The sequence below is a fragment of the Pseudomonas sp. TSO6 genome (assembly GCF_056098905.1).
Window position 1 is genome coordinate 56,085 of record NZ_JBLZWV010000012.1, and the last position, 22,993, is coordinate 79,077.

The following is a 22,993-nucleotide window of genomic DNA, read 5'->3' on the forward strand; positions in this document are numbered from 1 at the left end:
GGATGCGCAGGGTGGTGCTCTGAATGAGACATCATCATGATCATGAAAAAATCTTGGGTTCATCTCAAATTTAATGAGTTTGTCTCAAACCGGTCTCAACCGGACAATCGCCTCATTCATTTATGCAGGCTGAAGGGACAAGACATGGCACTGGCACACAACCTGGGCTTTCCACGCATCGACCACGACAGCGAGCTGCGTGCCCGCCACTGGCAGGTGCAGAGAGAGGCCGGCATCGAACTGCTGCCAGTGGGCGACTTTGCCTGGTTTGACCAACCGTTCGACCTGAGCTGGGCGCAACTTTTCGACGAAGTGGCACAGGCCAAAGCCTTGGGGCATGCGGTCAAGCCAGTGGTGATCGGCCCATTGACCTATCTGTGGCAGGGCGAAACCAACGACGGCATCGACACGCTGGAGCGCCTCGAACGCCTGCTGCCGCTGTATGACCAGCATCTCAACCGCCTGGCTACCCTGGGCGTCGAGTGGGTGCAGATCGATGAGCCGATTCTCGCCGAAGACCTTCCACAGGACTGGAAAAACGCTTTCGAGCGCGTCTATAACATCCTTCAGCGCGCGCCATTGAAGAAACTGATTGCCACCTACTCGGGTGGCCTTGGCGGCAACCTCGGCCTGGCCGCGAACCTGCCGGTCGACGGCCTGCACATCGACCTGGTGCAGGCACCCGACCAGTACGTGACCATTCTCGACCGCCTGCCGGCCTACAAAGTGCTGTCACTGGGCCTGGTCGACGGCGGCAACGCCGCGCCTTGCGACCTGGGCGAGACCCTGGACCTGCTGCACGATGCCCATGAGCGCCTGGGAGAGCGGCTGTGGCTGGCGCCATCTTGCGCGCTGTTTAGCTGCCCGCTGGACCTGGCTCTGCAGAAGTGCCATGAAGTCGCGATGCTGGCTGCTGCGCTGGAACAGAACCGGGCTGCGGCTTGATCATCGGCTGCCTGTGCCGGCCTCTTCGCGGGTAAACCCGCTCCCACAGGTACAGTGCAAACCTTGAAATTCCTGCGGTCTCTGGCTCCCACAGGTACAGTGCAAACCTTGAAATTCCTGCGGTCTCTGGCTCCCACAGGTACAGTGCAAACCTTGAAATTCCTGCGGTCTCTGGCTCCCACAGGTACAGCACAAACCTTGAAACAAATGCGGCCCCTGTGGGAGCGGGTTCACCCGCGAAGAGGCCGGCACAGGCACTGCAAAACTCCCTAGAATGCCGACTCTGGTTCAAATCGACAGGGAGTGATGCGATGCGAGTTCTGGTAGTCGGCGCCAGCAAGGGCCTGGGCATGGCGTTCATGCAAGGGCTGGGCAAACCGGGCGACACCTTGATCGGGGTGTCGCGCACCCGGCCAGCGGCGGTGGACGTGGGCAAGGATATCCAGGCCCAGTGGATCGAAGCCGACCTCGGCGAGCCGTCCACCGCCATAGAGACAATTTTCCGGGCCCTGGCCGAGGGTGGTGTGGATACGCTGATCTATAACCTCGGCCTGTGGGAGGCCGAAGCCTTCGAGGCCCACTACAGCTTCCTTGATGACCATGATGTGCAGCTGCAGCGCATGGTCGACTGCAACATCACTGCGACCATCCTGCTGATCAAGCGCCTGCTGCCGCTGCTGCTCAAAAGCGAAAAACCACGGATCATTCTCACCGGTTCAACCTCGGGCCTGCCCCAGAGTGGGCGCCCGGAAGTAACCTTCGCCGCCTCGAAATTCGCCCTGCGCGGCATTGCCGAAGCGTTGCGCGAAGGCTATCGGGAGCAGGGCCTTGGGGTGACTTGCCTGAACCTGGGGTACCTGAATACCGAAGACAGCCTGGACGTGCCGGTGGCCGAGGCTGCGACGCGTGGGGAGGGGGGGCTGATACCGCTGCACGATGTGGTGCTGATGGTGCGTACGCTACTGGAGCTTTCGGCGGCCAGTTATGTTCGGGAGCTGACCTTGCCGGCTATTGCTGATGAGCGGTTCTGAAGGCTGAGTTGGCCACGTAGACAGGCCCGGGCCTATCGCCGGCAAGCCAGCTCCCACATATACTGCACAAACTCTGAAATGTGTGCGGTCCCTGTGGGAGCTGGCTTGCCGGCGATAGGGCCGGGCCTGCTTGCATCAATCCTGACTCAGCGCTCGATCGCCAGCGCGACCCCTTGCCCGCCACCAATGCACAAGGTGGCCAAGCCCTTCTTCACATCCCGCTTGATCATCTCGTGCAGCAAGGTCACCAGCACCCGGCACCCGGAAGCGCCAATCGGGTGGCCCAGGGCAATGGCCCCGCCATTCACGTTGACCCGCGCAGCATCCCATTCCAGCACCTTGCCCACTGCCAGCGCCTGTGCGGCAAAGGCTTCATTGGCTTCGATCAGGTCCAGTTCGGCCAGTTGCCAACCGGCCTTGTCCAGGCAACGCTGAGTCGCTGAAACCGGGCCAATACCCATGAATGCCGGGTCTACCCCGGCACTGGCATAGGCGGCGATCTTCGCCAGTACTGGCAAGCCCAGGGCTTTGGCCTTGGCGGCACTCATCAGCAGCACGGCGGCGGCGCCGTCATTCAGGCTGGAGGCGTTGCCAGCGGTAACGCTGCCATCCTTCTTGAACGCAGGACGCAGTTTGGCCAGGGAGTCAGCGGTGGTGTCCGGGCGTGGCTGTTCGTCCTGGGCGAACACTTTGGGCTCACCCTTTTTCTGTGGCAGCACGATCGGGGTGATTTCATCAAGGAAGCGGCCGGCCTCGATGGCCGCCACGGCCTTGCGTTGCGATTCGGCGGCAAAAGCGTCCTGCTGCTCACGGCTGAGGCCGTACTTGTCCACAAGGTTCTCGGCGGTGATGCCCATGTGATAGTCGTTGAAGGCATCCCACAGGCCATCGGTGATCATGCTGTCGATCAGCTGGCCATGGCCCATGCGCTGCCCAGTGCGGGCCGAAGGCATCACATAGGGGGCCAGGCTCATGTTCTCCTGGCCACCGGCAATCACCACCTCGGCATCACCGCAACGAATGGCCTGGGCGGCCAGGTGCAAGGCCTTGAGGCCCGAGCCGCAGACTTTGTTCAGGGTCAGCGCCGGTACGCTGTAGGGCAAGCCGGCCTTGATCGCGGCCTGGCGTGCCGGGTTCTGCCCGGCGCCGGCGCTGAGCACCTGGCCGAGGATAACTTCGTCCACCTGCGCCGGGTCCAGCCCGGTCTGCTCCAGCAGGCGCTTGATCACGGCGGCACCGAGGTCGACCGCAGGTACCGTGGCCAGGGCGCCCTGGAAGCTGCCGATGGCGGTGCGGGTAGCGGCGACGATGACCACGTCGTTCATGTTGTTGTTCTCCGTGCGATGGGCGTAATGCCCAAGCATCGGTGGCTTTGGCTCATTTGTTAAGTTTGTTTTTCTTTCGGATTGATGTGAAAAACAAATCAATGGGCGCTCGGCGTTCTATCCAACTAAGCTGAATTCCGTGCTGTTTTCACTCAACTGAATGGAGCCCATACCCATGCGCACCCTCATCGCCTTGATGCTACTGATCGGCAGCAGCACAGCATTCGCCGCCACCCAATGCACCACCGCAGACAAAAGCACCTGGCAAGACCAGGAAAAGTTCCAGGCCCAGCTCAAGGAGCAGGGTTACAAGATCAACAAGTTCAAGGTTACCAAGGGCAACTGCTACGAGATCTATGGTCTCGACAAGGATGGCCGCAAGGTCGAGATCTACCATGACCCGGTGAGCGGCAAGGCGGTCAAGTCCGAGTACCACGATTGAACAGCGACGGCACGGTGCAGCTGTGGGACCCGCTCCTGCGGCTGTGCCATCTCTCCATCGCCGGTGTGTTCTTCGCCGACTATTTTTTCAACGAAGAAGGTGACGACTGGCACCAGTGGCTGGGTTACTACGCACTGGCCTGTGTCGTGGTGCGCGTGGTTTGGGGCTTTGTCGGGCCACCCAGCGCGCGCTGGGCCGATTGCTGGCCAACCCCGGCGCGCCTGGCAGGGCATGCCCGTGCACTGCTGCGCGGCGAGCCTTGTCATCGCCTGGGGCACTCGCCGATTGGCGCGCTGGTGATGCTGTTGATGCTGACAGGTATCGCAGGGCTGGTCCTGACCGGCTGGGCGTCCCAGGAGGTGGACGCGCTGTGGGGCGCCGATTGGCCGACCGACCTGCACAGCTGGTTGGCCGATGCGGTGTTGGCGTTGGTGTGTGTGCATGTGCTGGCGGCCATCTACGAGAGTGTGCGCCTGCGCGAGAACCTGCCGTTGTCGATGATCACCGGGCGTCGACGGCGCCGGGATTGAGTAGGGGTGTGCCGGCCTCTTCGCGGGCTTGCCCGCTCCCACAGATATGCCACAAATCTCAAGACCTGTGCGGTACATGTGGGAGCGGGCGAGCCCGTGAAGAGGCCGGCACAGGAGAACCTTGGTTTTGCATCCTTTTGATCACCCCGTAATATGTGTCGGATAACCTGCGGGGGTAGTCTCACCCTCTGATCAATCGGAATCGCCCCAAGCGGCGTTTCCCCGGCATAAACCTGACGAGGTACAGACATTGGCCATCATTCATCCTAAGGTTCGCGGTTTCATCTGCACCACGACTCACCCGAAGGGCTGCGAGCTCAACGTCCGTGACCAGATCGAAGCCACCCGCAAGCTGGGCGTGCGCGAGGATGGCCCGAAGAAGGTCCTGGTCATCGGTGCTTCCAGTGGCTACGGCCTGGCAGCGCGTATCACCGCAGCGTTCGGTTTCAAGGCCGACACCCTGGGCGTGTTCTTCGAAAAACCAGGCACCGAAACCAAGGCCGGCACTGCTGGCTGGTACAACTCCGCTGCCTTCGACAAGTTTGCCAAGGCCGAGGGCCTGTACAGCAAGTCGATCAACGGTGACGCCTTCTCCGACGAGGCCCGTGCCAAGGTCATCGAGCTGATCAAGAACGAGATGGGTGGCAAGGTCGACCTGGTCATCTACTCGCTGGCCTCGCCTGTGCGCAAACTGCCGCAGACCGGTGAAGTCATCCGCTCGGCCCTGAAGCCGATCGGCGAGCCTTACAAGTCGACCGCCATCGACACCAACAAGGACACCATCATCGAGGCCAGCATCGAGCCGGCCACCGAGCAGGAAATTGCCGACACCGTGACCGTCATGGGCGGCCAGGACTGGCAGCTGTGGATCGACGCTCTGGCAGGCGCCAACGTGCTGGCCGAAGGCGCTCGCACCGTGGCCTTCAGCTACATCGGCAGCGACATCACCTGGCCGATCTACTGGCACGGTGCACTGGGCCAGGCCAAGCAGGACCTGGACGAAACTGCCCTGCGCCTGGACCAGAAGCTGGCCGGCGAAGTGAAAGGCGGCGCCAACGTAGCCGTGCTGAAGTCGGTGGTTACCCAGGCCAGCTCGGCCATTCCGGTTATGCCGCTGTACCTGTCGATGGTCTTCAAGATCATGCAGGAGAAAGGCGTTCACGAAGGCACCCAGGACCAACTGGACCGCATGTACCGCGACCGCCTGTATCGCGCCGATGGTGCGCCGGCCGAAGTCGACGAGAAGGGCCGTCTGCGCCTGGACGACTGGGAACTGCGCGACGACGTGCAGAACGAGTGCAAGGCCCTGTGGCCACAGGTCACCACCGAGAACCTGTTCGCCCTGACCGACTATGCCGGTTACAAGAAGCAGTTCCTCAACCTGTTCGGCTTCGAGCGCGCTGACGTCAACTATGACGACGACGTGGCCACCGATGTGAAGTTCGACTGCATCGAGCTGTAAGCCGAACCGGGCTGGCCCTATCGCCGGCAAGCCAGCTCCCACAGGTACACCACAAGCCTCATGGCCTGTGAAATCCTGTGGGAGCTGGCTTGCCGGCGATAAGGCCAGCACAGGTTCAAGATTTTTTGCTAGTTTTGGCGCACAACAACAGGGAATGCGCCATGAGCAGCCTCACCCAACCCGCCACCCCATTTAGCCAGGCCACAACCGACGGCTACAGCCTCGGCGGCTTTATCTGGCGCCACGCCCAGCCTGACCCCCAGCGCCCGCTGGTGATCATCAACGCTGCCACTTCGGTACGTTGCCGCTATTACTCCCGTTTTGCCGACTACCTGTTTGCCCAAGGCTGCGATGTGCTGACCTACGACTACCGTGGCATCGGTGAATCCCGCCCGGCTTCGTTGCGTGGCTTCCAGGCATCGTGGAGCGACTGGGGCCGTCTGGATTTCGAATCGATGTTGGCGCATGCGGCCGCGCATTTCCCCGGTCAGCCAATAGACGTGGTGGGGCACAGTTTTGGCGGTTGCGCAGTCGGCCTGGCACCATCGGCCGGCCAGATACGCAGGGTAGTGATGGTAGGCGCACAGTTTGCCTACTGGCGCGATTATGCGGCTGATCAACGCTGGCGGCTGTTCGGCAAATGGCATGTGGTGATGCCTTTGCTTACCCGCGCTTTGGGCTACTTCCCCGGCAAGCGTCTGGGCTGGATGGAAGACACCCCGGCAGGGGTGGTGGATGACTGGACCACCCGTACGCCACGCTATGAGCACCGGCCAAGTGGGCGCCGGCTGGAGAGGGTACCGTTTGCACACGTCCAGGCAGCGACGCTGGCCATCAGCTTGACCGATGACCCGTTTGGCACTGTGGCGGCGACCGAGCGGTTGCTGAGTTATCTACAGGGTGCCCGGCACCTGCGTATCGCGCCTGTGGATATCTCGGTCGAGGAGATTGGCCATTTCGCGTTCTTCCATGACCGGTTTCGCGAGAGCCTATGGCCGGTGGCCTTGCAGTGGTTGCAAGAAGGGAGGCTGGAAAGGGGGGGGCCAGGAAGGATCATGGAGTGAGGTTGGTTGCACCGGCCTCATCGCCGGCAAGCCAGCTCCCACAAGTACTGCGCACCTTCCAAGACTTGTGCAGTACCTGTGGGAGCTGGCTTGCCGGCGATGGGCCGCAAAGCGGCCCCAGCTATCTCAAGCCTTGCGCGACAGCGGCTGCCCGGCAAATTTCACACCGGCCAAACCATGCTCGATCAGCGCACGGATATTGCCATGGTCGCTGCCCTCAGGCGTGGCCACCACATCACGGTAGTGCTCGCCAAAGGCCAGCAGCGCTTCCTGGTCGCTCAGCCCTTCCAGCAAAGCCAGGCCCAAGGTCTTGCACGACCCTTCGTTCTGCCCGGCCGCATTCTCCACGCCGCCGTTGTTGAAGGCCTGCGGCTGGTAACTGTAGTTGTCGGCAATGAACGCCAGGGTATCGGCAAATACATGTTGGCCGCTGGCCAGGCTGGCGCGCAGGGTGTTCAGATCAGTCACGAGGTTTTCCTTTTTCGAACGCCGCTTGTTGGTCGGCGCTGGCTTCTTTCTGGTATTGGGCTTTCCACTCGGCGTAGGGCATGCCGTACACCGCTTCGCGGGCGTCGTCCAGGCTCAGGTCGAGCTGGCGCTCGTCAGCCGCGGCCTTGTACCACTTGGACAGGCAGTTGCGGCAGAAACCGGACAGGTTCATCAGGTCGATGTTCTGTACATCGGTGCGCTTTTGCAGGTGTTCGACCAGGCGCCGGAACGCGGCGGCTTCGAGTTCGAGCTGTTGCTGTGGGGTCATGGGCTTCTCTCAGGTCATGCGGTTCTTCAAGTGGCGGCCACCATTGATGACCACCTGGCTACCGGTGCTGTACTGGCTGGCGAGCAGGTATTTGACTGTCTCGATCAGTGGGCCGGCGCCGGGTTCGAACTCCAGCAGGGCCTTTTTCAAGGTTTGCTGGCGGTAGGCTTCGTCGCCCCCTTCCTTGAGGATCAGCAGCCCGGGCAGGATACCGTTCACATGCACCGTGGGCGCATATTTTTCAGCGAATGACAGCACCATGTTCTGCAGCGCAGCCTTGGTGGCGGCGTAGCCAATGTGGCTTTTGCTGCCGCGCGAAGAGGTTTCGTCGCAGATGTGGATGATGTCGGCCTTTTCCACCTTGGCAAGCAAGTCGCCCAGGGCCAGGTTGAGGTGGTAGGGCGCTTCGACGTGCAGGCGGAACATGGTATCGAGGTTGTCGAGCCCGTCATCGAGCCACAGCGAGGCGTTGTGGATGATGGCGCGCAGGCCGTCGTAATGGCTGTGCAGGTGATCGATCAGGGCCTGGCGGTCGGCCGCCCGGCACAGGTCGGCCTGGAACTGCACGATGTTCGGGTGGGCCGTGTGTGGCTGGACGCTGCGGCTGGCACTGACCACCGTATGGCCGGCCTGTGCCAGTTCAAGGGCCAGGGCCAACCCGACGCGCTGGCTGGCTCCGGTAACGAGAATGGGGCTGTTCATGTTCGGGGCGGTCAACTTGTCTGTCCTTTGGTTGCCGCCCAGCATACCCGAACTGTTTCCCAGTTGTATGGCCTGGCCTCAGCGGCTGCGCAGGGCGCCAGTGGTGGCAGGTGAGGCATGCAGCCAACTGGCCAGCAGGCGGGTGGACAGGGGGATGAACAGGTACACCATGACCGGCGTCAGGGCCAGGGTGCTGAGCATTACCCGGGGCAGCAGGTCCAGAGTGGCCAGCCAGGGGCCAAGCAGCAGGTTGAACGCCAGCGACACCGGGAAGAACGCCAGCCAGATGGCCACCGCCTGCTTCCAGCGCGGTGGTTTTTGCACCGCATTGGTGCCAAACCAGTCGTCAATGCCACTGACGCGCGCCTCTTTGGGGCGTTCGAACAGGCCGTTGCCGCGTTGCAGCCAAGCCCGGCGCGAGGCGGAATGCTCCCAGGCCTGCAGTGTGGGTTCGTCGCTGAAGCGGAAGATGATCTGGAATTCGTCGCCATCGCGGGGCGGGGCGAGGATGCCCGAACCGAGGTAGCCGGGGAAGTCGGTGGCCAGCTGCTCGCCTTCATGCAGCCAGGCCAGCAGGTCTTGGTAGCGGCCATGGGCGGCGCGGCGCGACACCATCAAGGTGACGGGTGGGGTAGACATCGTGTATCTCCTGGCAACGGGGCTGGCGGGTAGCTGGCCCCTTTGGCTGCGTGGCCCGGGGTGGTGGGCAACGCAGGTGTGCATGCAAGAATCGGGCGCGGATTATCGCGCATGTGTGATCTTCGGCAAATGTCAGCCGGTAAACGGTTGCACCCTGCGATCGGTGTTGACGTAGTAGAATGAGCGCTCAACTTCCGCACTCAGGGTACCCCGTGCAGATGAACGAACAGGGACGTAATCCGCTGATCGAAGTGGGTCTTGAGCAGCAGGAGCTGTTTCCGATCCGCGAAGTTTCCCGACTGACGGGCGTCAACGCGGTGACCCTGCGTGCCTGGGAGCGCCGCTACGGGCTGATTCAGCCAACCCGCACCGACAGTGGCCACCGTCTCTATTCCCAAGCAGACATCGATGACATCCGCCGTATCCTCGGCTGGCTTGAGCGCGGTGTGGCGGTGAGCAAAGTGGGCAGCATCCTCGCTCGCGGCCATGCCCTTGCCATGCAGGTCGGCGGGGCGACGGACGCCTGGTTGCGCTGGCAGCACCAGGCGCGTCAGGCCGTGCAGCGGTTTGACATGGCCGGCCTGGACCGGCTGTTCGACGAGGTGTTTGCTGCCAACACCCTGGACCAGGTGTTCGCCGAGGTGTTCATGCCGGTTTGGCACGACCTGGCGGCGGGGCAGGGCGGCTATGGGCAGGCCAGCGAGTGGCTGTTCCTCGACCAGTTCTTGCGTGGCCGGGTATTTTCCCGTTTGCAGCTCGCCCATGTGCCGCGTGGTCGCACAGTGCTGCTGGCAGCGTTGCCAGGGCAATGCCACGAACTGGAATTACTGGTGACCGGCCTGAGCCTGGGCAGCGACGAGATTGGCGTGACGCCCTTGGCGAGCGGGCAGCCGCTGCAGGAGCTGGCGCTGGTCTGCGAACGCCTGAAACCCGATGCCCTGGTGCTGTTTTCCCACCACCCACCCACGGCGGAACTCACCCGACGACTGGTGCGCATGGCTGCGGTGCTGGAATGCCCGTTGTTGCTGGCCGGCGAAGCTGCAGAAGTGGCACAGGACCACCTGGCAGGCAGCCTGGTAGCGTGCCTTGGGGCGCAGGGTAGTGTGATGCGCCAGCGCTTGCGGCAGTTTCTGGCCGGTCAGCTCGATACCTGAGTGTGCAGTTCGGGGTGCGCCCGGCGATGGGCCTGGAGGATGTAGTCGCGCAGGCGGTCGATCTCCTCGGCCGGGGTCTGGCCCAGGTCGTAGGCCGCGAGATCCGGGCCGATGCGGCGGCCCAGTGCACCATGCAATTCGATCGGGCTGATATCGCCCGGGGCGAAGTGCAACTCGAAACGGGTGGGCGCTGCTGGCAAGCCGCGGATCTCCACCAGTACACCTTTGAACGAAATATCGCGTACCCACAAGCCGCTTTGCTGATCGTGGGTATCGAGCAGCGGGCTGGGCGTTTCCATCGACAGGCGCCAGGCGCGCAGCATGGGGCCGTCTTCGTAGATTTCCGGTGAACCCAGCTGCAAGTGCAGAGCATGGAACTCGTCTTCCACCAGTTGCAGCGGGAAGCTGATCTGCTGGTTGTTGAACTGGGCCTGCAAAGTCACCTGTTCGTTGGCCACCAGGCGGGTCAGCAAGCTCTGGATGCGGCGGTCGCCATTGACCAGCAGGCTCGACATGGAGTCTGCCAGGTTCAACTGCGGCGAATGCTGCATGCTCTGGATGAAATCCAGTTCGTCCTGGGTCAGGAGCGCGTCTGCTTGCATGATCGAACTCGGTGGTGGCGATTTCTTCAACGGAATTGACCGTGCGTGGCGTACTTGGTTCAGGCGCGTTCGTCGGGTTTCGGACAAACGCGCAATTCTGCAAGCTCCCGCTCAAGTTCGACCTGGCGGCTGACGTCCTTCTGAATACCGATGAAATAGGTCCGCTGTTCACCGTCGAGCCTTACCGGTGTGATCGACAGCTCGTTCCAGAATGCGCTGCCATCCTTGCGGTAGTTGCGCAGCACTTCGCGACAGGGGCGGCCTTCGGCCAAGGCCCTGCGGATGCGGGCACGGCCAAGCTGGTCACGGTCGTCGGCCTGCAGGAAGCGGCAATCCTGGTAGAGGATTTCGTCGCGGCTGTAGCCGGTCAGGCGTTCGAAGGCGGCGTTCACGTAGATCAGGATGGTGTCGTCGCCTTCCTGTTCGGCAACCACGATCCCGTCATTGGACGCATCGACCATCGATTGCAGCAATTGCGCGTTGATCATGTCTGGGCCATTGAGCAAAGAAAGGCTGAAGGCGGCAACTTTGGTAGAGGCGGCCTTTTGCCAGCGCTGGATGCTAGTATCCTACGTTTTCACTCAGTTTCGGAATCCTCTACCCGATGAAAGTCGCCATTATTTCCGGATCGGTCTATGGCACCGCCGAAGAAGTCGCCCGTCACGCCGAATCGCTGTTGAAGGCTGGAGGCCTGGAGGCCTGGCATGCGGCGCGTGCCACCCTGCAGGATCTTGAAGGTTTTGCCCCAGACGCCTTGCTGGCCGTGACCTCGACCACCGGCATGGGCGAGCTGCCGGACAACCTCATGCCGTTGTACTGCGCCATTCGTGACACCCTGCCTGCGGCCTGGCGTGGCCTGCCGGGTGCAGTGATTGCGCTGGGCGACGCCAGCTATGGCGACACCTACTGTGGTGGTGGCGAGCAAATGCGCGAGCTGTTTGCGGAGTTGGGTGTGCGCGAAGTGCTGCCGATGCTGCGCCTGGATGCCAGCGAGACCGTGACCCCGGAAGCCGATGCCGAACCGTGGTTGGCGGAGCTGCTTCAAGCGTTTAAAGCCTGACGGGGCATTTTCGCTTATCCTGGCCTCTTCGCGGGTAAACCCGCTCCCACATGTAGGGCGCAGTTTTCCCAAACTGTGGTGTCCCTGTGGGAGCGGGTTCACCCGCGAAAGGGCCGGCACTGGCTCAATCATTAGCTACTGCGCGGCACCGGCCACTCGCGCAGCAACGCCAACCAAGCCTGCGCCGCCCGTGACAGGTATGCCCCGCGCCGCCAGATAAACGCTATATCCCAACGCAAATCCTGCGGCGAACGCAGCGGCAAACGCACCACCCCAGGGCGCTCAAGCGCTTTTGCCACCACCCGGGGCAGCAACACCACGCCCTGGCCGCCCGCCACCAGCGCTGCCAAAAAATCCGCCTGGCCGCTGCGCCCGCCTTCCTTCGGGGTAAAACCGTGCTGCTGGCACGCCTTCAGCAGCCGGTCATTGAGCACGAAGCTGCGCTGATACAGCAGGAACGGGGTATCGGCCAGTTGCCCCAGGTCCACCTCGTCCAGGCCCGCCAAGGCATGGCCAGCCGGCAGCAGGGCATCCAGCGGTTCGTTGCAAAACGGTTGGTAGTCGAACGCTTCGTCGCTGGGCGTCAGGCTGCCACCCAATTCCAGTTCGCCACTCCTGACTGCCTGCTCGACGCTACGGCTACCGCCTTCGAGCAACTGAATCGCGATATTCGGGTGGCGCCGGCGGTATTCGGCGAACAAACCGGCGAACAAGGCGTCGCTGCCCAGCATGGGCAAGCCCAGGCGCAGCTCGCCACGCTCCATCTGGCTGAGGTCGTCCAGCTCGTTGAGCAGTGCCTGGCGCTGACGCAGCAGGGCCTCGCCACGCTCCAGCACAATGCGCCCGGCTGCCGTCAGGTGCAGCTGCGAGGCCTGGCGCTCCAGAAGTGGCTGGCCCACATCTTGCTCCAGCTGGGCCACCTGCTTGCTTACAGCCGACTGGCTGATGTGCAGGGTGTGCGCCGCCTGGGTGAAACCGCCGCGGTGGACCACTTCGATAAAGCTGCGTAGCTGTTTGAATTCCATGCTCTGATTCCATTATGGAATGGCGATCAGTCTAACAATTCGCTTCTGGCCTAGGCAGCCGAATCTTAAAATAAGGGTCTGTCGAGGAACCCGCATCATGAAACCCGCGTTATTGAAAAAAGCCCTGCGCCTGCTTGTCGAGCTGGCGATCCTTTGTTCTTTGTTCCTGCTCGGAGGACAGCTTGCCAGTTGGCTGGGCTGGCCAATCCCCGGCGGCGTGATGGGCCTGGCACTGTTGTTGATACTGTTCGCTTCAGGTGTGCTCAAGCCGGCCATGTTGCAACTGGGCGCGGGCTGGCTGATGGCCGAGATGCTGCTGTTTTTCATCCCGGCGCTGATGAGCCTGCTGGATTACGGCTCGCTCATCCGTGAAGAAGGCTGGCGCATCTTGCTGGTGATCGCCGTAAGCACGCTGATGGTGATGGTGGTGACTGCCTTGACCGTGGAACTGGTGTGCCGCTGGAGCTTGCGCCATGAGCCTTGAACCCATGCCGCTGTTCTGGCTGGCCCTGACCTTGCTGGCTTACCTGGGCAGCCGTTGGCTGTACCGGCGCAGCAAGCGCTACCTGCTGTCGCCGTTGATCCTGGTACCCGTGCTGCTGCTGGCCGTGGCGGTGCCGCTGCATACCGCCTATGCAGAGTATGCCCGCAATACCCATTGGTTGATGAGCGTGCTCGGCCCGGTGACTGTGGCCTTCGCGGTGCCGATCTGGCAGCAGCGGGCCATGCTGGCGCGCCATTGGCCGGCCCTGATGGTGGGCATGGTGGCAGGCAGCAGTGCCTCGATCGCCAGCTCTTGGGGCCTTGCACACCTGCTGGCGCTGGACAGTGCAACCAGCCTGTCGCTGGTGCCGCGTTCGATCACCACGCCGTTTGCCATGCCCTTGGCCCATGACCTGGGTGGCGTGCCGGAGCTGACGGCGGTGTTCGTGATGTTCACCGGCGTGCTCGGCGCCATGTTCGGCGGCGTGCTGCTGCGCTGGCTACCCCTGCGCACGCCGCTGGCACGGGGTGCGCTGTTTGGCGTCGGGGCGCATGGTGCCGGGGTCAGCCGGGCACAGGAGGTGGGCCGCGAGGAAGGTTCGGTGGCCGGCCTGGTCATGGTCCTGACCGGGCTGCTGAACCTGTTCGCGGCACCGCTGCTGGCCATGCTGCTCTGACCGTTCGGCCACTGACTCGCACAGTCATCAAGCTGGCTGGCAACGCAAGTTTCAGCCCATGGCCTGCTGGCTAGACTCTGCCTCGACATAGAGAGCACATGTATGTGCCGAGGTGACATGCAATGACCGCAGCCTTGCCCTATTCCGCCAACACCACTTCACCGGGACCGTTCTGATGCCTATGGCCGAAATTCCATTGTGCGTCTGGCGTACCCGGGGACAGAGTTTCACTTTCCGGGGCCAGAGCATCCGCTACTGGACCGCAGGGCAAGGAGAGCCCCTGCTTCTGTTACACGGCTTCCCCACTGCCAGCTGGGACTGGCACTACCTGTGGGGGCCCTTGACCCAGCGCTTCCGGGTGATTGCGTGCGACATGCTCGGCTTTGGCGATTCGGCCAAACCGGTCGATCACGCCTACAGCCTGATGGAGCAGGCAGACTTGCAGCAGGCCCTGCTCACCCACCTGCAGGTGGACCAGCCGGTGCACCTGCTGGCCCACGACTACGGCGGCAGTGTCGCCCAGGAGTTGCTGGCGCGGCACCATGAGCAGCGTGCCGACATTGCCAGCTGCGTATTCCTCAACAGCGGGCTGTTCCCCGAAAGCTGTCGCATGCTGCTGATCCAGAAGCTGCTGCTCAGCCGCTTCGGCTGGCTGGTCGGGCGCTCGTTCGGGCGTGACGACCTAGTGCGCAATGTGACCCAGGTCTACGGCCCTTGCACCCACCCCAGCGAAAGTGCCCTGGATGATTTCTGGAGCCTGATCGCCGCCAACCGGGGCACACGCATCCTGCACAAGCTGGTGAGCTACATGCCCGAGCGAAGCGTGCACCGTGAACGCTGGGTCGGGGCGATGCAGCGCAAAGGCGTGCCACTGCGTTTCATCAATGGCGTGGTCGACCCGCTTTCCGGCGCGCACATGCTCGAGCGCTACCGGCAACTGGTGCCGGAGCCGGACACCGTGCAGCTACCCGGCATCGGCCATTACCCGCACACTGAAGCGCCAGTGCAGGTGCTGCGTCACTACCTGGCCTTTCGTGAGCAGCTTGTGAGCTTCTACCCGCAGAAAGTGGCGTGGTCCTGACCGGGCCTCATCGCCCTGCGTTATTGCCAGGCATTCAGCCTGCGTGAGCTTGATTGTCCGCCGCTGGCTTGCGGCGGACACTCGGCTGACCTGAACCTGCCTGGAGCCATGAGCATGAGCGAGCCTGTCCGTCTGCAAGATCGCGTGGTGATTGTCACCGGAGCCGGCGGTGGCCTGGGCCGTGCCCATGCGTTGCTGTTTGCCGCACGTGGCGCCAGGGTCGTGGTCAACGACCTCGGCGGCTCTACCCATGGTGAAGGTGCCAGCGCCTCGGCCGCCGATCGTGTGGTGGAGCAGATCCGCGCCGCCGGTGGCATCGCCATCGCCAACCACGACTCGGTCAGCCAGGGTGCACGTATTGTCGAGCAGGCCCTGGACAGCTTTGGCCGGGTTGATGTGCTGGTGAACAATGCAGGTATCCTGCGTGACAAAACATTCCACAAAATGGACGACAGCGACTGGGAGCAGGTTTACCAGGTGCATGTCGAAGGGGCCTTCAAAGTCACCCGGGCCGCCTGGCCACACCTGCGCGAGCAGAACTGGGGGCGGGTGATCTTCACCGCTTCTACCTCTGGCATCTACGGCAACTTCGGCCAGGCCAACTACGGCATGGCCAAACTGGGCCTGTACGGCCTGACCCGCACTTTGGCGATCGAAGGGCGCAAGCACGGCATCCTGGTCAACGCCATCGCCCCCACCGGTGGCACCCGCATGACCGAAGGGCTGATCCCGCCCCAGGTATTCGAGCGGCTCAAGCCCGAACTGGTCAGCCCGCTGGTGGTGTACCTGGGCAGCGAGCAGTGCCAGGGTACGGGTGAGCTGTTCGAAGTAGGCGGCGGCTGGGTGGGCAAGGTGCGTTGGGAGCGCAGCCTGGGGGTGGGCTTCGATCCGCGCGAAGGCTTTACCCCGGAACAGGTGGCCGAGAACTGGGCACGGATCGGTGACTTTGAGGGTGCGGTGCGCCCGCAGGACAGTTTGCAGGCATTGCAGCAGATGATGGCGAACCTGCAAAAGTACCCGCTGTAGAGAGCTTGCAGGGTACTTTGTGGGAGCGGCCTTGTGTCGCGATTGGGCCGCAGAGCGGCCCCAGGATATCAGCCGCACTGCATAGATTGCCGGGGCTGCAGCCCAATCGCGACACGAGGCCGCTCCCACAGGGACCGCGGCAGCCAGTCGAGAGCGCATGTTGTTCAGGGCAAAAAAAAGGCCGCTGCAAGCCGCAGCGGCCAATCGAGACGTCAGATCAAGGAGCTTCAAAATCTACGTCGGTGAACCTCGCAGGCATGAAAAGCGGGGGGAGAGCCCTTCATGCCGGCCAGTGAGTTAAGAATAAGCGCTTGATCCCGTAGGAAAAATAGCGGCTTATGACATTCACCTTTACGTATCGGGCAATAGTGCCGCAGGCGCTCAGGCAGCGGGCGAGTAGCCCATGCGCCAGCTGGTTTCCCGCGCAGCCGCCAGCAGCCGTTGCGCCGCAGGTCCACGTTCGTCGGCATGGAAGATCGACGTCGGCCCGACCACGGTCATAACCGCCGCAACCTGCCCCATGGCATTGAACACGGGCGCCGACAGTGCATCCACGCCCGGCATCAGCAGCCCGTGCACATGGTGCAGGCCGCGTTCGCGAATGCCCGCCAATACCGCCTGGTAATCGTCGGCACTCTGCTGCAGGGCAGCCAGCTCCCGGTCACGCAACTCCACGGTCTCGCGCTCCGGCAGGTAGGCGGCGAACACCAGGCCGGTGGACGAGGTGAGCAGCGGCAGTACCGAGCCCATCTGCGTGACCACGGTAACTGCACGCACCGCCGGTTCAATGCTGACCACGGTTGCGCCCTGGTTGCCCCACACCGCAATGAAGCAGCTCTCGTTCAGTTCGTCGCGCAGCTGCGACAGCGGCAGTGCGGCAATCTTCAGCACATCGATGCTGCCCAGTGCCGCCAGCCCCACCCGCAATGCCTCACGGCCCAGGCCGTAATGGTTGGTGGCGGCATCCTGCTCGGCAAAGCCACTGGCAATCAGCGCCTGTAGGTAGCGGTGCACCTTGCTCGCCGGCATCTGCACATGTTCCGACAGGCGTGACAGCGAGGTGGAGGGGGAGAGTTCGGCAAGGGCTTTGAGGATGTCTGTGCCAACCTCCGCCGAGCGGACTTTCTGCTTGCCGTTGTCGGCGGAGGAGCTGGCTTTGGTCATGGACATCTGCTTCCGGATTCTTCGAGTCGCGCCTTTATAGCTTGACGCCATGTCCGTAGCAAATTACGTTATTCGTAATCTGATTACGATAAAAACAATGCAGACGCGCTGTCACCCCGCATCGGGCCAGCAGCCAGCTGCCAGCAACGGCTCGGTCAGAGCCCGGAGGCATCGATGACTCGCGACACATCACCCGACCTTCACTACCTCAGCGGCTTCGGCAACGAGTTTGCCAGCGAAGCGCTGCCGGGGGCCTTGCCGGTCGGGCAGAACTCGCCGCAGAAGGCGCCTTATGGGCTGTACGCCGAATTGCTCTCGGGCACGGCGTTCACCATGGCCCGCAGCGAGCTGCGCCGTACCTGGCTGTATCGCATTCGCCCGTCTGCATTGCACCCGCGTTTCGAGCGGCTGGCGCGCCAGCCGCTGACTGCGCCGCTGGGGGCCATCAACCCCAACCGCCTGCGCTGGAGCCCCCAGCCGATACCTGCCGAGCCCACCGATTTCATCGAAGGCTGGCTGCCCATGGTGGCCAACGCCCCGGCGCAGAAACCGGCTGGCGTGAGCATCTACATCTACTGCGCCAACCGTTCCATGGAGCGGGTGTTCTTCAACGCCGACGGTGAACTGCTGCTGGTACCGGAACAGGGCCGCCTGCGCATTGCCACCGAACTGGGTGTAATGGAAGTCGGCCCTCTGGAAATCGCGGTGATTCCGCGCGGCATGAAGTTCCGTGTCGAACTGCTCGACGGCCAGGCCCGTGGCTACATCGCCGAAAACCACGGTGCACCGCTGCGTATTCCGGAACTGGGCCCGATTGGCAGCAACGGCCTGGCCAACCCGCGCGACTTCCTCACCCCGGTGGCGCACTACGAAGAGGCCGAAGGGCCGGTGCAACTGGTGCAGAAGTTCCTCGGCGAGCACTGGGCCTGCGAACTGCAGCACTCGCCGCTGGATGTGGTTGCCTGGCACGGCAGCAACGTGCCGTACAAATACGACCTGCGCCGTTTCAACACCATCGGTACCGTCAGCTTCGACCACCCGGACCCGTCGATCTTCACCGTGCTCACTTCGCCGACCAGCGTGCATGGCCTGGCCAACATGGACTTCGTGATCTTCCCGCCGCGCTGGATGGTGGCCGAGAACACCTTCCGTCCGCCATGGTTCCACCGCAACCTCATGAACGAGTTCATGGGCCTGATCAGCGGTGCCTACGATGCCAAGGCCGAGGGCTTCCTGCCCGGTGGTGCCTCGCTGCACGGGGTGATGAGCGCCCACGGCCCCGACGCCGAAACCTGCGAAAAAGCAATTGCCGCCGACCTGGCGCCGCACAAGATCGACAACACCATGGCCTTCATGTTCGAGACCAGCCAAGTGCTGCGCCCGAGCCAGCAGGCCCTTGAATGCCCGCAATTGCAGGCCGACTACGACAGTTGCTGGGCCACCTTGCCGAGCACCTTCAACCCGAACCGGAGATAACCGATGAATCACACTGCCAATGCCCGTAGCTGGGTCGAGCACGCCAACGGGCACAGCGACTTCCCGCTGCAGAACCTGCCATTGGGTATCTTCAGCCGGCCGGGTGAAGCCAGGCGCTGTGGCGTGGCCATCGGCGACGCGATCCTTGACCTGGAGGCGGTACTGGCCGCCGGCCTGTTCGACGGCGCCGCCAAGGCCGCCGTGGAAGCAACCCGTGGTGGTGCACTGAACGCATTCTTCGCGCTGGGCCGCAGCGCCCGTGTCGCCCTGCGCGAGCGCTTGCAGGTGCTGCTTGGCGAACACAGCGAACACCAGGCGGCGCTGCAAGCCGCGCTGTACCCGGCCAGTGCCTGCCAGTTGCATGTACCTGCGCAGATCGGTGACTACACCGACTTCTACGTGGGCATCGAGCACGCAAAAAACGTGGGCAAGCTGTTCCGCCCCGACAACCCGCTGCTGCCCAACTACAAGTACGTGCCGATCGGTTATCACGGCCGCGCCTCGACCATCCGCACGTCCGGCACCGATGTACGCCGGCCCAAGGGCCAGACCTTGCCGGCCGGGCACACCGAGCCGAGCTTCGGCCCTTGCGCGCGGCTGGACTACGAACTGGAACTGGGCATCTGGATTGGCCAGGGCAATGACATGGGCCAGGCGATCCCGATTGGCGATGCTGCCGAGCACGTAGCCGGCCTGTGCCTGCTCAACGACTGGTCGGCGCGTGATATCCAGGCTTGGGAATACCAGCCCTTGGGGCCGTTCCTGTCCAAAAGCTTCATTACCACCATCTCGCCTTGGGTGGTCACGGCTGAAGCGCTGGAGCCGTTCCGCTGCGCCCAGCCAGCACGCCCGGATGGCGACCCGCAGCCGCTGTCGTACCTGCTGGACAAGCGCGACCAGGCCGCCGGTGCATTCGATATCGAACTCGAAGTGCTGCTGCTGACCGAGCGCATGCGCGAGCAGGGCGCTGCCCCGCACCGCCTGACCCTGAGCAACACCCGCAGCATGTACTGGACCGTGGCGCAGCTGGTGGCGCACCACAGCGTCAACGGCTGCCAACTGCAGCCGGGCGACCTGTTCGGTTCGGGCACATTGTCGGGCGCCACGCCGGGTTCGCATGGCAGCCTGCTGGAGATCACCGAAGGCGGCAAGCTGCCAGTTGAACTGGCCAGCGGCGAGGTGCGCAAGTTCCTCGAAGACGGCGACGAGATCATCCTGCGTGCCCGCTGCAGCCGTGACGGCGTGGCCAGCATCGGCTTCGGCGAATGCCGTGGCACGGTCATCGCGGCCAACTGAGGAGGCAGGGGCATGGAGCTGTACACTTATTACCGTTCCACCTCGTCCTACCGGGTGCGCATTGCCCTGGCACTGAAGGGGCTGGCTTACCAGTCCCTGCCGGTCAATCTGCTACAGGGCGAGCAGCGGGGTGCGGGCTATGTCGCCGTCAACCCGCAGGGCCGCGTGCCGGCCTTGCGTACCGACGGCGGAGAATTGCTGGTGCAGTCGCCCGCGATCATCGAGTACCTCGAAGAGGTTTATCCACAGCCTGCACTGCTGCCGGCCACGGCCGAAGCACGCGCCAAGGTACGTGGCGTGGCGGCAATCATTGGCTGCGACGTTCATCCGCTGCACAACGTCAGCGTGCTCAACCGGTTGCGCCAGGCCGGCCAGGACGAAGGCCAGGTCAACCAGTGGATCGGCCATTGGATCAGCCAGGGGTTGGCAGCGGTGGAGCAACTGATCGGTGACCATGGCTTTTGCTTCGGTGAGCAACCCGGGCTGGCGGATGTGTACCTGATCCCGCAGCTTTATGCCGCCGAGCGCTTCAATATCGACCTCGACAGCTTCCCGCGCATCCTCCGGGTTGCCGCCCTGGCGGCCGTGCACCCGGCATTCGCCAAGGCCCACCCAGCCCAGCAGCCGGACAGCCCGGCTCAGTGAAGCGAACGGTTCGCCGTCGGAAGCTTGCCGATACGCTCGGACAGCTTCAGGCGCTGGACCGGGTCTTCCGTGAGCAGTAACGCATGTTCCAGGTCGAAGCGCTCGGCCTGCGGGCAGTCCAGGTGCTGGTACAGCGAGGCGCGGGTCACGTAATCGCTGACTTGAACGGGGCCCAGCTGCATGATCCGCTCGGCATCGATCAAAGCCGCCAGGTGGTCGTCGTTGCTGATGTGCAACTGGCGCAGGTTGCGTGACAGCCGTTGCAGCATCTGCAGCGGGCTGGCACTGCGCAGGTGCTCTGCAGTCAGGGCAACGTGCGGGCCGAACTGGCGCGCCAGCAGCTCACGGCAATCATTGGGGTACAGGCGCCGGCCACCACAGGGGTCGAGCAGGTGGTCGGCACCCGGCACACGCAGCAGGAAATGCCCAGGGAAGCCCACACCCTCCAGTGGGATGGACAGGCGCCGCGCCAGCTCCAGGGCAAGGATCGCCAGGGTCAGCGGCTGGCCACGGCGGCGTTGCAGCACCTTGTCCATCATCGCGGCCTGGGGGCGCAGGGGGTGGTACTCATCCTGCTGAAAGCCCAAGGCGTTGAGTTGGCGCAGCAGCGGCTGGGCCAATTCGCACACCGGCAGCATCGGCAGGTTGGCGCTGATCTCACGCTGCAGGTCATGCAGCATGGCAAGGCTGGCCGCGGGCTCGACGCTGCGGTCGTGCTCGGCGGCAATCCATAATGCGGCTTCCAGCAGGGCGACAGGCTCGCGTTCCAGGCAGGCCAGGCAGGCTTGACGTGGCTTCATGGGGTATCTCCACACACGCTTGAGTATTAGCTGTGGCGGGCGGTTTCGTCCAGTGGTCCGGCGGCCACGCCAGCTTCGGGGCCGTGCCTATACTGGAAGGAGCACCTCGTGGGGGAGCCTGTCGATGTTCGCACTGATGCAAAGCACCCGTACCCAGTCACTGCACCTGTTCAACGACCCGGCGACGGGCCTGAAAGCGGTTGTGGCGATCCACAGCGAGCAGCTGGGCCCAGCCATGGGCGGTTGCCGCTATCTGCCTTACGCCGATGACGAAAGCGCCATGACCGACGCCATTCGCCTGGCCCAAGGCATGAGCTACAAGGCGGCGCTGGCGGGCTTGCCGCTGGGTGGCGGCAAGGCGGTGATCATGCGCAACCCGCATGTAGAGAACCGCGCCGCGCTGTTCGAGGCCTTTGGCCGCTTCATCGATACCTTGCATGGGCGCTTCATCATCGCCGTGGACAGCGGCACCTCGACCCTGGACATGGACTGCATCGCCCAGAGCACACCCCATGTGACCAGCACCACGGCCTCCGGTGACCCCTCGCCACATGCGGCGATGGGGGTGTTCGCCGGCATCCGCGCCACCACCTCGTTCCGGCTGGGCAGCGATGACCTCAGAGGGCTGCGGGTAGCGGTACAGGGGCTGGGCAATGTCGGGTATGCGCTGGCGGAGCAACTGCATGCGGTGGGCGCGGAGCTGCTGGTCAGCGACCTGGACCCAGGGCGTGTGCGCTTGGCGATGGAGCAGTTCGATGCAAAACCTGTGACCAACGATGCGTTGATCAGCACCCCTTGCGACATCTTCGCACCCTGCGGCGTGGGGCCGGTGCTGAACGGGCAGAGCGTGATGCAGCTGCGCTGCGCGGCAGTGGCGGGGGCGGCCAACAACCAGCTGACTACCTTGCAGGTGGCAGACCAGTTGGAGTCCCGCGGGATACTGTATGCGCCAGACTACGTGATCAATGCCGGTGGGCTTATCTACGTGGCGCTGACCCACCGTGGCGAGGACCTGGGCACCATTACCGCGCACCTGGCGCGCATTCCTTCACGGCTGACCGAAGTGTTTGGCCATGCGCAGGCGGAAAAGCGTTCGCCGGCGCGGGTGGCGCAGATGCTGGCGGAGCGGTTGTTGTATGGCTGATGGGTTTCGTGCTGTTTGCACTGGCCCTATCGCCGGCAAGCCAGCTCCCACAGGTAGGGTGCCATCTTTTGGCTGTGCGCTGTACCTGTGGGAGCTGGCTTGCCGGCGATGAGGCCAGTGCAGGTATTTACTCTGCTGCGGGCGCTTCGAGCAGTTCGGCCAACGCATCCGGTTGGCTCTTGAACGCCCGAGCGAACACATCGCGGTTCTTGGCCATGTAGATACCGGCTTCCTCGACCTGCTGCTCGGTCAGCGACGGCACCGCTTTGTGCAGCACTTCAGCGAGGCGCTCGGCCAGTTCGAGCATCTTGTCGTGACGGTCTGCTTCGGCCTTATCCATAAACAAGTGCCCCGGGTCGCGGCTGCTGCGGTACACCACTTCGACGGCCATTCATCACCTCTATGCCTTTTTGCTGGTTGTGTTGCGGCTTACTGTATCTATATACAGTAATGGCAATGTTGG

General features: G+C 63.3%; 27 protein-coding genes. 16 read left to right on the plus strand and 11 right to left on the minus strand.

The annotated features are described in order from the left end of the window. The first annotated feature begins 144 nt into the window (after window positions 1–144). Window positions 145–945 carry a 5-methyltetrahydropteroyltriglutamate--homocysteine methyltransferase gene (locus ACN6NG_RS03260; protein WP_063422425.1) on the plus strand — a complete coding sequence of 267 codons (801 nt, stop codon included), beginning with the start codon at window positions 145–147 and terminating at the stop codon, window positions 943–945. Between the two features lie 311 nt (window positions 946–1,256). Continuing rightward, window positions 1,257–1,976, plus strand: coding sequence for an SDR family NAD(P)-dependent oxidoreductase (locus tag ACN6NG_RS03265; protein ID WP_474312932.1), 720 nt, complete (start codon window positions 1,257–1,259; stop codon window positions 1,974–1,976). Window positions 1,977–2,122: 146 nt separating this feature from the next. On the opposite strand, the gene ACN6NG_RS03270 is transcribed toward ACN6NG_RS03265, so the two are convergent. After that, entirely contained in the window at window positions 2,123–3,301 is a 1,179-nt protein-coding gene (locus tag ACN6NG_RS03270; protein WP_474312934.1) for an acetyl-CoA C-acetyltransferase, read from the minus strand. Window positions 3,302–3,476: 175 nt separating this feature from the next. Between ACN6NG_RS03270 and ACN6NG_RS03275 the strand changes: the two genes are divergently transcribed. The 4 genes from ACN6NG_RS03275 to ACN6NG_RS03290 all read left to right on the plus strand — a co-directional run bounded on the left by ACN6NG_RS03275 (window position 3,477) and on the right by ACN6NG_RS03290 (window position 6,799). Next, window positions 3,477–3,743 (plus strand): PepSY domain-containing protein, encoded by a 267-nt coding sequence (locus ACN6NG_RS03275; RefSeq protein WP_016489091.1) that lies wholly within the window; start codon window positions 3,477–3,479, stop codon window positions 3,741–3,743. After that, window positions 3,740–4,273: a cytochrome b/b6 domain-containing protein gene (locus tag ACN6NG_RS03280; RefSeq protein ID WP_474312936.1), complete on the plus strand. Its 534-nt coding sequence runs from the start codon at window positions 3,740–3,742 to the stop codon at window positions 4,271–4,273. The genes ACN6NG_RS03275 and ACN6NG_RS03280 overlap by 4 nt, the downstream gene beginning before the upstream one ends. A gap of 250 nt (window positions 4,274–4,523) precedes the next feature. Beyond that, window positions 4,524–5,735: an enoyl-ACP reductase FabV gene (gene fabV, locus ACN6NG_RS03285; RefSeq protein WP_016497939.1), complete on the plus strand. Its 1,212-nt coding sequence runs from the start codon at window positions 4,524–4,526 to the stop codon at window positions 5,733–5,735. A 161-nt stretch (window positions 5,736–5,896) separates the two neighbouring features. Continuing rightward, a complete protein-coding gene (locus ACN6NG_RS03290; protein ID WP_474312939.1) occupies window positions 5,897–6,799 on the plus strand; it encodes an alpha/beta hydrolase family protein in 903 nt (300 codons plus the stop codon). Window positions 6,800–6,925: 126 nt separating this feature from the next. Here the strand turns inward: ACN6NG_RS03290 and ACN6NG_RS03295 are convergent, their stop codons facing one another. The 4 genes from ACN6NG_RS03295 to ACN6NG_RS03310 are packed head-to-tail and all read right to left on the minus strand — an operon-like array spanning window position 6,926 to window position 8,897. Further along, a complete protein-coding gene (locus tag ACN6NG_RS03295; protein WP_016497941.1) occupies window positions 6,926–7,267 on the minus strand; it encodes a HopJ type III effector protein in 342 nt (113 codons plus the stop codon). After that, window positions 7,260–7,556 carry a DUF1244 domain-containing protein gene (locus ACN6NG_RS03300; protein ID WP_003260708.1) on the minus strand — a complete coding sequence of 99 codons (297 nt, stop codon included), beginning with the start codon at window positions 7,554–7,556 and terminating at the stop codon, window positions 7,260–7,262. The genes ACN6NG_RS03295 and ACN6NG_RS03300 overlap by 8 nt, the downstream gene beginning before the upstream one ends. Window positions 7,557–7,565: 9 nt before the next feature. Further along, window positions 7,566–8,303 (minus strand): dihydromonapterin reductase, encoded by a 738-nt coding sequence (folM, locus tag ACN6NG_RS03305; protein WP_474312941.1) that lies wholly within the window; start codon window positions 8,301–8,303, stop codon window positions 7,566–7,568. A gap of 33 nt (window positions 8,304–8,336) precedes the next feature. After that, window positions 8,337–8,897, minus strand: coding sequence for an antibiotic biosynthesis monooxygenase (locus ACN6NG_RS03310; RefSeq protein ID WP_474312942.1), 561 nt, complete (start codon window positions 8,895–8,897; stop codon window positions 8,337–8,339). A gap of 218 nt (window positions 8,898–9,115) precedes the next feature. Here ACN6NG_RS03310 and ACN6NG_RS03315 point away from each other — a divergent pair, with 218 nt between their 5' ends. After that, window positions 9,116–10,051, plus strand: coding sequence for a MerR family transcriptional regulator (locus tag ACN6NG_RS03315; protein ID WP_474312944.1), 936 nt, complete (start codon window positions 9,116–9,118; stop codon window positions 10,049–10,051). Here ACN6NG_RS03315 and ACN6NG_RS03320 read toward each other — a convergent pair. Together ACN6NG_RS03320 and ACN6NG_RS03325 are read right to left on the minus strand one after the other, a co-directional pair. Further along, window positions 10,036–10,653, minus strand: a complete 618-nt coding sequence (locus ACN6NG_RS03320) for a hypothetical protein (protein ID WP_474312945.1) — start codon at window positions 10,651–10,653, stop codon at window positions 10,036–10,038. The two genes, ACN6NG_RS03315 and ACN6NG_RS03320, sit on opposite strands and share 16 nt — an antisense overlap. 59 nt (window positions 10,654–10,712) lie before the next feature. Continuing rightward, on the minus strand, window positions 10,713–11,141 hold the full coding sequence (locus ACN6NG_RS03325) for a PAS domain S-box protein (RefSeq protein WP_353455955.1): 429 nt from the start codon (window positions 11,139–11,141) through the stop codon (window positions 10,713–10,715). Between the two features lie 116 nt (window positions 11,142–11,257). Between ACN6NG_RS03325 and ACN6NG_RS03330 the strand changes: the two genes are divergently transcribed. Then, window positions 11,258–11,713 (plus strand): flavodoxin, encoded by a 456-nt coding sequence (locus ACN6NG_RS03330; protein ID WP_474312946.1) that lies wholly within the window; start codon window positions 11,258–11,260, stop codon window positions 11,711–11,713. 131 nt (window positions 11,714–11,844) lie between these two features. On the opposite strand, the gene ACN6NG_RS03335 is transcribed toward ACN6NG_RS03330, so the two are convergent. Next, window positions 11,845–12,738, minus strand: coding sequence for a LysR family transcriptional regulator (locus ACN6NG_RS03335; RefSeq protein ID WP_353455956.1), 894 nt, complete (start codon window positions 12,736–12,738; stop codon window positions 11,845–11,847). Between the two features lie 97 nt (window positions 12,739–12,835). Between ACN6NG_RS03335 and ACN6NG_RS03340 the strand changes: the two genes are divergently transcribed. The 4 genes from ACN6NG_RS03340 (at window position 12,836) to ACN6NG_RS03355 (ending at window position 16,005) form a co-directional block, all read left to right on the plus strand. After that, entirely contained in the window at window positions 12,836–13,222 is a 387-nt protein-coding gene (locus ACN6NG_RS03340) for a CidA/LrgA family protein (protein WP_016497949.1), read from the plus strand. Beyond that, on the plus strand, window positions 13,212–13,898 hold the full coding sequence (locus ACN6NG_RS03345; RefSeq protein WP_016497950.1) for an LrgB family protein: 687 nt from the start codon (window positions 13,212–13,214) through the stop codon (window positions 13,896–13,898). Before ACN6NG_RS03340 ends, ACN6NG_RS03345 begins: the two co-directional genes overlap by 11 nt. Window positions 13,899–14,073: 175 nt before the next feature. After that, window positions 14,074–14,979: an alpha/beta fold hydrolase gene (locus tag ACN6NG_RS03350; RefSeq protein ID WP_063422403.1), complete on the plus strand. Its 906-nt coding sequence runs from the start codon at window positions 14,074–14,076 to the stop codon at window positions 14,977–14,979. A 114-nt stretch (window positions 14,980–15,093) separates the two neighbouring features. After that, entirely contained in the window at window positions 15,094–16,005 is a 912-nt protein-coding gene (locus ACN6NG_RS03355; RefSeq protein ID WP_063422401.1) for an SDR family oxidoreductase, read from the plus strand. A 381-nt stretch (window positions 16,006–16,386) separates the two neighbouring features. On the opposite strand, the gene ACN6NG_RS03360 is transcribed toward ACN6NG_RS03355, so the two are convergent. Continuing rightward, window positions 16,387–17,169 carry an IclR family transcriptional regulator gene (locus tag ACN6NG_RS03360; RefSeq protein ID WP_474312947.1) on the minus strand — a complete coding sequence of 261 codons (783 nt, stop codon included), beginning with the start codon at window positions 17,167–17,169 and terminating at the stop codon, window positions 16,387–16,389. A 174-nt stretch (window positions 17,170–17,343) separates the two neighbouring features. On the opposite strand from ACN6NG_RS03360, the gene hmgA reads away from it, so the two are divergent. The 3 genes from hmgA to maiA are packed head-to-tail and all read left to right on the plus strand — an operon-like array spanning window position 17,344 to window position 20,586. Further along, window positions 17,344–18,645 carry a homogentisate 1,2-dioxygenase gene (gene hmgA, locus ACN6NG_RS03365; protein WP_059395185.1) on the plus strand — a complete coding sequence of 434 codons (1,302 nt, stop codon included), beginning with the start codon at window positions 17,344–17,346 and terminating at the stop codon, window positions 18,643–18,645. 3 nt (window positions 18,646–18,648) lie between these two features. Beyond that, complete coding sequence (fahA, locus tag ACN6NG_RS03370; RefSeq protein ID WP_059395184.1) at window positions 18,649–19,941, plus strand: fumarylacetoacetase; 1,293 nt, start codon at window positions 18,649–18,651, stop codon at window positions 19,939–19,941. Window positions 19,942–19,953: 12 nt separating this feature from the next. After that, window positions 19,954–20,586 carry a maleylacetoacetate isomerase gene (maiA, locus tag ACN6NG_RS03375; RefSeq protein ID WP_016497956.1) on the plus strand — a complete coding sequence of 211 codons (633 nt, stop codon included), beginning with the start codon at window positions 19,954–19,956 and terminating at the stop codon, window positions 20,584–20,586. On the opposite strand, the gene ACN6NG_RS03380 is transcribed toward maiA, so the two are convergent. Further along, entirely contained in the window at window positions 20,580–21,386 is an 807-nt protein-coding gene (locus ACN6NG_RS03380) for a SirB1 family protein (RefSeq protein WP_474312948.1), read from the minus strand. The two genes, maiA and ACN6NG_RS03380, sit on opposite strands and share 7 nt — an antisense overlap. Window positions 21,387–21,510: 124 nt before the next feature. Between ACN6NG_RS03380 and ACN6NG_RS03385 the strand changes: the two genes are divergently transcribed. Then, window positions 21,511–22,530, plus strand: a complete 1,020-nt coding sequence (locus ACN6NG_RS03385) for a Leu/Phe/Val dehydrogenase (protein WP_016497958.1) — start codon at window positions 21,511–21,513, stop codon at window positions 22,528–22,530. Window positions 22,531–22,657: 127 nt separating this feature from the next. On the opposite strand, the gene ACN6NG_RS03390 is transcribed toward ACN6NG_RS03385, so the two are convergent. Next, window positions 22,658–22,921 carry a YebG family protein gene (locus ACN6NG_RS03390; RefSeq protein WP_063422393.1) on the minus strand — a complete coding sequence of 88 codons (264 nt, stop codon included), beginning with the start codon at window positions 22,919–22,921 and terminating at the stop codon, window positions 22,658–22,660. Window positions 22,922–22,993: the final 72 nt, after the last annotated feature.

What these genes read in the sequence shown, in the direction of transcription:
- ACN6NG_RS03260 (WP_063422425.1), top strand. Translation starts at nt 145, where the DNA reads ATGGCACTGGCACACAACCTGGGCTTTCCACGCATCGACCACGACAGC.
- ACN6NG_RS03265 (WP_474312932.1), top strand. Translation starts at nt 1,257, where the DNA reads ATGCGAGTTCTGGTAGTCGGCGCCAGCAAGGGCCTGGGCATGGCGTTC.
- ACN6NG_RS03270 (WP_474312934.1), bottom strand. Translation starts at nt 3,301, where the DNA reads ATGAACGACGTGGTCATCGTCGCCGCTACCCGCACCGCCATCGGCAGC.
- ACN6NG_RS03275 (WP_016489091.1), top strand. Translation starts at nt 3,477, where the DNA reads ATGCGCACCCTCATCGCCTTGATGCTACTGATCGGCAGCAGCACAGCA.
- ACN6NG_RS03290 (WP_474312939.1), top strand. Translation starts at nt 5,897, where the DNA reads ATGAGCAGCCTCACCCAACCCGCCACCCCATTTAGCCAGGCCACAACC.
- ACN6NG_RS03300 (WP_003260708.1), bottom strand. Translation starts at nt 7,556, where the DNA reads ATGACCCCACAGCAACAGCTCGAACTCGAAGCCGCCGCGTTCCGGCGC.
- folM (WP_474312941.1), bottom strand. Translation starts at nt 8,303, where the DNA reads ATGCTGGGCGGCAACCAAAGGACAGACAAGTTGACCGCCCCGAACATG.
- ACN6NG_RS03310 (WP_474312942.1), bottom strand. Translation starts at nt 8,897, where the DNA reads ATGTCTACCCCACCCGTCACCTTGATGGTGTCGCGCCGCGCCGCCCAT.
- ACN6NG_RS03315 (WP_474312944.1), top strand. Translation starts at nt 9,116, where the DNA reads ATGAACGAACAGGGACGTAATCCGCTGATCGAAGTGGGTCTTGAGCAG.
- ACN6NG_RS03320 (WP_474312945.1), bottom strand. Translation starts at nt 10,653, where the DNA reads ATGCAAGCAGACGCGCTCCTGACCCAGGACGAACTGGATTTCATCCAG.
- ACN6NG_RS03325 (WP_353455955.1), bottom strand. Translation starts at nt 11,141, where the DNA reads ATGATCAACGCGCAATTGCTGCAATCGATGGTCGATGCGTCCAATGAC.
- ACN6NG_RS03330 (WP_474312946.1), top strand. Translation starts at nt 11,258, where the DNA reads ATGAAAGTCGCCATTATTTCCGGATCGGTCTATGGCACCGCCGAAGAA.
- ACN6NG_RS03335 (WP_353455956.1), bottom strand. Translation starts at nt 12,738, where the DNA reads ATGGAATTCAAACAGCTACGCAGCTTTATCGAAGTGGTCCACCGCGGC.
- ACN6NG_RS03340 (WP_016497949.1), top strand. Translation starts at nt 12,836, where the DNA reads ATGAAACCCGCGTTATTGAAAAAAGCCCTGCGCCTGCTTGTCGAGCTG.
- ACN6NG_RS03345 (WP_016497950.1), top strand. Translation starts at nt 13,212, where the DNA reads ATGAGCCTTGAACCCATGCCGCTGTTCTGGCTGGCCCTGACCTTGCTG.
- ACN6NG_RS03350 (WP_063422403.1), top strand. Translation starts at nt 14,074, where the DNA reads ATGCCTATGGCCGAAATTCCATTGTGCGTCTGGCGTACCCGGGGACAG.
- ACN6NG_RS03355 (WP_063422401.1), top strand. Translation starts at nt 15,094, where the DNA reads ATGAGCGAGCCTGTCCGTCTGCAAGATCGCGTGGTGATTGTCACCGGA.
- ACN6NG_RS03360 (WP_474312947.1), bottom strand. Translation starts at nt 17,169, where the DNA reads ATGACCAAAGCCAGCTCCTCCGCCGACAACGGCAAGCAGAAAGTCCGC.
- hmgA (WP_059395185.1), top strand. Translation starts at nt 17,344, where the DNA reads ATGACTCGCGACACATCACCCGACCTTCACTACCTCAGCGGCTTCGGC.
- fahA (WP_059395184.1), top strand. Translation starts at nt 18,649, where the DNA reads ATGAATCACACTGCCAATGCCCGTAGCTGGGTCGAGCACGCCAACGGG.
- maiA (WP_016497956.1), top strand. Translation starts at nt 19,954, where the DNA reads ATGGAGCTGTACACTTATTACCGTTCCACCTCGTCCTACCGGGTGCGC.
- ACN6NG_RS03380 (WP_474312948.1), bottom strand. Translation starts at nt 21,386, where the DNA reads ATGAAGCCACGTCAAGCCTGCCTGGCCTGCCTGGAACGCGAGCCTGTC.
- ACN6NG_RS03385 (WP_016497958.1), top strand. Translation starts at nt 21,511, where the DNA reads ATGTTCGCACTGATGCAAAGCACCCGTACCCAGTCACTGCACCTGTTC.
- ACN6NG_RS03390 (WP_063422393.1), bottom strand. Translation starts at nt 22,921, where the DNA reads ATGGCCGTCGAAGTGGTGTACCGCAGCAGCCGCGACCCGGGGCACTTG.